The organism is Actinoalloteichus spitiensis RMV-1378 (genome assembly GCF_000239155.1).
Lineage (GTDB): Bacteria > Actinomycetota > Actinomycetes > Mycobacteriales > Pseudonocardiaceae > Actinoalloteichus_B > Actinoalloteichus_B spitiensis.
Window position 1 is genome coordinate 1 of record NZ_AGVX02000229.1, and the last position, 4651, is coordinate 4651.

Sequence of the window (4651 nt, forward strand, 5' to 3'; positions counted from 1 at the left end):
GCCGGCCGCCCCATCCCGCCATCCGCCGGGATCACCGTGACGGGCCGGCCGCCCTCCGTCACCCGCACCGTGTTTCCCGTCACTCCGGCCGGGAAGCGGTAACGGCCCGGGGCGCCGGTGCGGACGCCGCCGGTGGCGTCCGGAGCCACCGGGCACCGGCCCGTGGCGACTCTCCGGTGTGAGCTGGCCTTTCCTCCTCCCGCCCGCTGGTGGCGGTCCGGTGCTCCCGGGGCGCCGAGGCCCCTCGCCCCGACGGACCGTGGACCTCCTCGGCCGCCGGAGTCCTCAGCCGACAGGGGGTTGGTCTCCTCGCCGGGTCTGTCTATCGTGCAGCGGTCCAACTCAATCGCTCACTGAACGAATAAGGGCGAGACGAGTACCCAGCCAGGGCGAGGAGGAAGATGCGCCACGCCAGCACCAGCGTCCGACCACCCGGGGGGATCAGCCGCCGCTCCCTGCTCGCCGGCGGGCTGGGCGCCCTCGGGGCCACCTGGCTGGCCGCCGGGTGTTCCTCGTCCGGCCCTGCCTCCCGTGACCTCCCGGTGGAGGCGGCGAGCGGCGACCCCGCCAGTGGAGGGGTGTTGCGCATCGCCCGGCCCCCGGCCTCCGACGCCGAGACGCTGGACCCGGCGAGCGCGCTCTCCGCCTACGAGTACCTCGGCGCCGTCTACAACAGGTTGACCAGGATCGGGGAGGACGGCTCGGTCGTCGCGGACCTGGCGGAGAGCTGGGAACCCTCCCCGGACGGCACCCGGTGGACCTTCGCCCTGCGCCGCGACGTGACCTTCCACGACGGCCGGCCCTTCACCTCGGCGGACGCCCGCTACACGCTGCGCCACCTGCTGGACCCGGACGTGGCCTCGCCGCAGGCCGGGGTCCTGGCGCCGATGCTCGACCCGAGCGGGATCCACACCCCGGACCCCCACACGCTCGTGGTCGAACTCACCCGCCCCAACGCCGAGTTCCCCAGCCTGTTGACCTCGTACAACTGCTACGTCATCCCGGACGGCAGCGCCGAGCCCGGCGGACCGCGCATCGGGGACACCGGGATCGGGACCGGTCCGTTCCGGCTGGAGTCCTTCACCCCCGCCGGCCGGGGCCGGGTGGTGGCCAATCCCGAGCACTGGCAGGGGCGGCCCGTTCTCGACGAGATCGAGTTCTACGCGATCCCCGACACCCAGGCCCGGTCGAACGCGCTGCTCGCCGGCCAGGTGCACCTCCTCTCCCAGACCAACCTGGACTTCGCCACCGCGCGCGTCATCAACGCCTCCGAGCGGGCGACCATCGCCCGCTCGGTGAACTCGCAGTGGTACGGCCTGCCGATGCTGTGCACCGCCGAGCCCTTCACCGACCCGGCGGTCCGCCAGGCGATGAAGCTCGCCTACGACCCGCGGGCCGTGCTCGACGTCGCACTCCAGGGGGCCGGGGTGATCGGCAACGACAACCCCGTCCCGCCGGAGGAGCCCTACTGGACCGACTACCGCGTCGAACGGGACCCCGAGCACGCGCGTTTCCTGCTGCGCCGAGCCGGGCTGGAGGACCTGCGCCTCGACCTGTACACCTCCGCCTACGACCCGGTCTTCACGCCGATGGCGTTGGCCTTCCGGGACTCGGTGCGGGAGGCCGGGATCACCCTCGACGTCCGCACCGCGGCGGCCGAGTCCTACTTCTCCCAGATCTGGATGCAGAAACCCCTGATGGCCACCTACTGGTACACCGGCCGGCCCATCGAACAGCTCCTCAACCAGATCTTCCGAGGCGGTTCGAGCTACAACGAGACGGCCTGGGCCGACGACCGCTTCGACGGGCTCCTCGACGAGGCCAGGGGCGAGATGGACGCCGACCGCCGCCGGATGCTCTACCAGGACGCCCAGCGGTACGTGGTCGACCACGGCGGCTCGATCACCCCGATGTTCGCCGACCGGCTGGTGGGGCTCTCCCGCGACGTCCTCAACTACCGGGAGTACGGGTTCGAGTTCGACTACCTCAACATCGGGCTGCGGAGGTGACCGGGGTGCTGTCCTTCGTCGCCAGACGACTGTTCTCCGCGCTGCTGACCATCGCGCTGTCCTCCGTCCTCATCTTCCTCGCGCTCCAGGCCCTGCCCGGCGACGTCGCCAGCCAGATCCTGGGGCGCGACGCGACCCCCGAGGCGGTGGCGACGCTGCGGGAGCAGCTCGACCTCGACCAGCCCGCCTGGCAGCGCTACCTCGAGTGGGTCGGGGGCGCCGTGACCGGGGACCTGGGGACCTCCCTCGCCTCCGGCGAACCGGTGGCCACCGAGGTGGGGCTGCACCTGCGCAACACCCTGCTCATCGCCGTGGTCACCATCCTCGTCGCGGTCACGCTGTCCGTGGTGCTCGGCGTGCTCGCCGGCCTCTACCGCGACCGGTGGCCCGACACGCTGATCTCCGGGCTCAGCCTGGTCGGCATGAGCGTGCCCGAGTTCGTGGTGGCGACCCTGCTGGTCCTGGCCTTGTCCATCACCGTCCCGGTGCTGCCCGCCGTGGTGCTCGACGGACCCTCGGCCAGCATCGGGGAGCTGCTCCCCGCGGTCTGGTTGCCCGCCGCCGCCCTCGGCGTCGCGATGACGGCCTACATCGTCCGCATGGCCCGCACCAGCGTGATCGACGTGATGGCCGGGGAGTTCGTCACGACGGCCACCCTCAAGGGGCTCGGGCGCTGGCGGGTGGTGACCCGCCACGCCCTGCCCAGTGCGCTGCTGCCGACGCTGAACGTGATCGCCATGAACGTCGCCTGGCTGGTCGGGGGTGTCGTCGTGGTGGAGAACGTCTTCAACTACCCGGGGGTGGGCAGTCTGATGCTCCAGGCGGTGCACAACCGCGACCTGCCGATGTTGCAGGCCATCGCGCTGATCAGCGCCGCCGTCTACGTGCTGTGCAACCTCGCCGCCGACCTCGGCGCGATGGCGCTGAACCCGAGACTGCGGACCAGGGAGCAGGTGGGGACGAGATGAGCGGGACCCGTGCCGAGACGACCGGGCGGCGAGGAACGTTCGCCGGTCTCCTGGGGGCCCTGCGGGGTTCGACCACGGCCTGGGTGGGGGTGGCGCTGGTCGCGGCGCACCTGCTCCTCGCCCTCCTCGCCCCGCTGATCGCCCCCTACTCCCCGGTGGAGAACGATCCCGCCAACGCGCTCGCCGGGCCCGGCTGGGAACACTGGGCCGGCACCGACCAGTACGGCCGTGACGTCCTCAGCCGCGTGCTGCACGGCGGGCGCTACGCGCTGGCGGTGTCCTTCGGGGCCACCGTCCTGGCCGTGGCCCTGGGCACCGTGATCGGGTGCGTGGTGGCCCTGCGCGGGGGCTGGTTGGACAACCTGGTGATGCGGGTGATGGACGCGGTGCTGTCCATCCCGCCGGTCCTGGCCCTGCTGGTGGTCGTGACCGTGCTGGGGGCCGGCCCGCTGGTGATCGTCCTCGCCGTCAGCCTCGTCTACACGCCGGCGGTCACCCGCGTCGTCCGGGCCGCCGCCCAGGGGGTGGCTCCCAGCGACTACGTCACCGCGGCCAGGGTCCGGGGTGAGCGGACGACGTCGATCCTGTTCCGGGAGGTGCTGCCCAACATCGTCGACGTCGTCTGCGTCGAGTTCGCCATGCGGGCCTCCTGGGTGATCCTGCTGATCAGCTCGCTGTCCTTCCTGGGCTTCGGCGCGAACCCGCCGACCCCGGACTGGGGGCTGATGGTCGCGGAGAACCGGACGGCGATCACCGTGGTGCCGATGGCGAGCCTGGCGCCGATCATCGCGCTGGCCACCCTGGTCGTCGGGTTGAACCTGGCGGCCGACGGGTTGTCCAAGGCGTGGGGAGTCGACCGGGTGAGGAAGGGGCGGGCATGACCGAGCGGGAACAGAGTGGCGGGACGCCGGTCGTCGAGATCACCGGGCTGACCGTGTCCTACCGCTCGCAGGGGCGCGACGTGGTGGTCGCCAGGGACGTCGACCTGGCCGTGCGCGCCAACGAGACGGTGGCCGTGGTGGGGGAGTCGGGGTCGGGGAAGTCGACCGTCGCCGGCACGCTGCTCGGTCACCTGCGGCACGGCTCGCGGATCGCCGGCGGCCGGGTGCTGGTCGAGGGGCAGGACGTGTTCGCCCTGCCGCCCCGCCAGCTCCGCGCGCTGCGGGGCGGGACCGTCGCGATGGTGGCGCAGAACGCGGGACAGGCGCTCACCCCGTCGATGCGGGTGGGACGTCAGGTCGCCGAGGCACTGCGCGGTCGGGGGTTGGACCGCCGCGCGCTGGACGCGGCCGTGGTCGAGCTGCTCGACCAGGTACGACTGCCCAACCCGGCGGAGCTGGCCCGCCGGTATCCGCACCAGCTCTCCGGCGGCCAACAGCAGCGGGTCGCCATCGCGATGGCCGTGGCCGCGCGCCCCCGGGCGCTCGTGCTCGACGAGCCCACCACCGGGCTGGACGTGGTCACCCAGGGCGGGATCCTCCGTCTCCTCGACACGCTGAGCTCCGAACTGGGGTTGGCGACGGTCCTGGTGAGCCATGATCTTGGTGTGGTGGCGAGCATGGCGGACCGGGTGCTGGTGATGCGGCGGGGAGAGGTCGTGGAGGAGGCCGACACCGAACGGCTCTTCGCCGACCCGCGCCACCCCTACACCCGGACCCTGCTGGCGAGCGTTCC

4 protein-coding genes are annotated in these 4651 nt (G+C 72.4%); all 4 read left to right on the top strand.

The genetic code is table 11. The features are described from left to right. Window positions 1-401 precede the first annotated feature (401 nt). Window positions 402-2009 (top strand): ABC transporter substrate-binding protein, encoded by a 1608-nt coding sequence (locus ACTIDRAF_RS0211585; RefSeq protein WP_016698906.1) that lies wholly within the window; start codon window positions 402-404, stop codon window positions 2007-2009. Between the two features lie 5 nt (window positions 2010-2014). Continuing rightward, entirely contained in the window at window positions 2015-2977 is a 963-nt protein-coding gene (locus ACTIDRAF_RS0211590; protein ID WP_016698907.1) for an ABC transporter permease, read from the top strand. Next, on the top strand, window positions 2974-3858 hold the full coding sequence (locus ACTIDRAF_RS0211595; RefSeq protein ID WP_016698908.1) for an ABC transporter permease: 885 nt from the start codon (window positions 2974-2976) through the stop codon (window positions 3856-3858). The genes ACTIDRAF_RS0211590 and ACTIDRAF_RS0211595 overlap by 4 nt, the downstream gene beginning before the upstream one ends. Next, a partial coding sequence (locus tag ACTIDRAF_RS0211600; protein WP_016698909.1) for an ABC transporter ATP-binding protein occupies window positions 3855-4651 on the top strand: 797 nt, incomplete at its 3' end. The genes ACTIDRAF_RS0211595 and ACTIDRAF_RS0211600, both read left to right, overlap by 4 nt.

Excerpts from the sequence above, each read along its gene's own strand:
- ACTIDRAF_RS0211585 (WP_016698906.1), top strand. The coding sequence starts at position 402 with ATGCGCCACGCCAGCACCAGCGTCCGACCACCCGGGGGGATCAGCCGC.
- ACTIDRAF_RS0211595 (WP_016698908.1), top strand. The coding sequence starts at position 2,974 with ATGAGCGGGACCCGTGCCGAGACGACCGGGCGGCGAGGAACGTTCGCC.